The sequence below is a fragment of the Halomonas citrativorans genome (assembly GCF_900163645.1).
Taxonomy (GTDB): Bacteria; Pseudomonadota; Gammaproteobacteria; order Pseudomonadales; family Halomonadaceae; genus Vreelandella; species Vreelandella citrativorans.
The window spans coordinates 1-2,317 of record NZ_FUKM01000047.1 but is presented as its reverse complement, the minus strand read 5'-3'; the positions used below and the strand labels follow the sequence as shown (position 1 = coordinate 2,317).

Annotated in this window: 3 protein-coding genes; all 3 read left to right on the top strand. The window is 59.3% G+C overall.

Features of this window, described 5'->3' with window-relative positions:
- Window positions 1–305 (top strand): hypothetical protein (locus CZ787_RS18850; protein WP_176372210.1); only part of this gene is annotated, 305 nt, incomplete at its 5' end.
- A gap of 89 nt (window positions 306–394) precedes the next feature.
- Entirely contained in the window at window positions 395–679 is a 285-nt protein-coding gene (locus CZ787_RS11180) for a DUF1799 domain-containing protein (protein WP_176372209.1), read from the top strand.
- A gap of 11 nt (window positions 680–690) precedes the next feature.
- Window positions 691–2,317, top strand: a 1,627-nt coding sequence (locus tag CZ787_RS11175) for a phage tail tape measure protein (RefSeq protein WP_087109163.1), incomplete at its 3' end; no start/stop codon positions are given.

The following is a 2,317-nucleotide window of genomic DNA, read 5'->3' as shown; positions in this document are numbered from 1 at the left end:
ATACAGGCCGCACCTACAAGTTCCCCGTTGCCCTTACCGTGTATGACGAAAACGGTAAGGAGAACACCGGCAAATTCAAAGCCACATTCAAAGTGAAGCCCCAGGACGAACTGCGCGACATGCCAGCCGACACGCTGCTTCTCGACGAAGTGCTAAAGGGCGTCGAAGACATTTGCTTAACGGATGACGAAGGCAAAGCGCTGGAAGGTGACGACCTGCTGCATGCCGCCAAAAACGACCCTGCGATCTCAACGGCGCTGATCACCGCCTATCAGGAGAGCGTTTCAAAAAAGAACCGTCGGTAAATCTAGTCGACGCAGGCAAGCACTGGGCTGAGGCCAGCACGGCCCAGCCCAATCTGGTCAAGGATGACCTCGCCGCCCTGGGCATCACGTTGGGCGGCGAACTGGCCGAAGAGGTAGAGGCCGCCAACGCCGCGCCGGATCAATTCGATGTATTGCCGGAAAACTGGGACGCCGTCGAAACGTTTCAGCGCTGTTCCCGCCAGTGGCGCTTTGCAGGCATGGGTGGCCCTACTGGACTGGATGTACAAGCGGTGATCAGCGTGATCAGCCTCTACCAGTTACCCCCAGCAGAACAGCTGGAGCGGCTGGACCAAGTGCAGCTCATCGAGCGCGGCGCGCTTAGCGTGATGAACGACCCCGCAACTAAACGTTAGAAGGAAACCTCGTGGCGAACAATCTAACGCTTAGCGTTACCCTAACTGGCGACGGCCGCCAGCTCTCCGGCACCCTCAAGGATGCCCAGGGTGACGTGCGGGAGTTTTCAGCCACTACCGAACGCGAAAGCAAAAAAGCCGAGAGCGCGCTACAACGCCCAGGGCGCGAAGCCGGTACCGTTTCCGAGCATTTGCGGGGTGCCCAGCAAGAAGCCCGCACCTTTGGCAGTGAAACAGACCAGGGCAGCCGCCAGGCAACGCAGGCGTTGGCCCAAACCGGTAAAGAAACGCAAACCGTCTCTAATCATTTGAGCAAGATGCGTTCACTTGCCGTCGGCGCTGCTATGGCGCTGGTATCGATGGCGAGTGGGTTTGGCCTAAGCGGGGTCATCTCACAGACCGCCGCGTTTGAAGATTCGATTCTGGGCCTTCAAGCGACCTCTGGCGCAACCGTTCAGCAGATTTCCCAACTAGAAGGCCAGGCGCGCAGCCTTGGCGCTACCAGCATGCACTCTGCCAAGCAGTCGGCGGATGCTCAGCGCTTTTTGGCTCAAGCAGGGTTTGACGTTAACGAAGTGCTGGCCGCAACGCCCAGCGTTTTAAGCCTGGCGACTGCTGGCCAGATGGATCTCGCTCAGGCGGCGGATATTGCATCGAATGTGCTCGGCGGCATGCGGATGGAAGTTGACCAGCTAAATCGCGTCAACGACGTGATGGCCGCGACCTCAGCACGTTCCAACACCAATATCATGCAGTTGGGTGATGCGTTTTCCTACGCTGGACCTTTCGCCGCCTCTGCTGGCATCAGTATTGAAACCACTTCTGCGGCTATCGGCGTGCTATCGGATGCGGGTCTGCAAGCCAGCCGGGCCGGTACCGGCCTGATCGGTATTATCCGCCAGCTTTCCAACGTGACGCCTCAAGCCGCTGGTGTGCTGGCTAATTACGGCCTCACGATAGAAGACGTCAATATCGAAGCTCACGGCCTGGAGACGGTGCTGGAGCGGATTCGTGACGCCAACATGACAACAGCGGATGCGTTTGCCATCTTCGGCAGTGAGGCCGGTGCAGCCGCGCAGATCCTCGCAGCCAGCGCGGGGCGTGTCCGTGAGTTCGGCACAGAGCTGAATAGTGTTGAAGGCGAAGTCGACCGTATGGCGCTGATTATCGGCTCTGGGCTGACCGGCTCGATCCGTGGCTTCAATTCGATGCTCAGCGAATCGGTACTTCAGCTAGGTGAGAGCGGTGTAAGCGGCGCCTTCGGGCTGGTGGTAGATAACGCCACCGGTGTGCTGGCCGTTTACAACGACATGCTGCCAGCGCTGGCAGAAGCCAATGACTTGACCGATGAACAGGTAGCCCGCATTGAGGCGTTAGCGGGCGGAATCGACCTGCTGGGCGATGCGTTGATCATCACTGGCGGCATTATGGCTGGCCGTTATGTAGGTGCTATCGCGGCCAGCCAAGTGGCGTTAACCGCGAAAGCAACAGTGGCCGCAGCAGCCACAGGCACGCTTAATCTACTTACTGGCGCAACGACACGCCAAGCCGCCGCCGCGACTGCCATGGCAGGTGCGACGCGAGCAGCCACAGGTGCGTTGATGCTGATGGGCGGCCCTCTGGGCTTGTTGGTTGGTG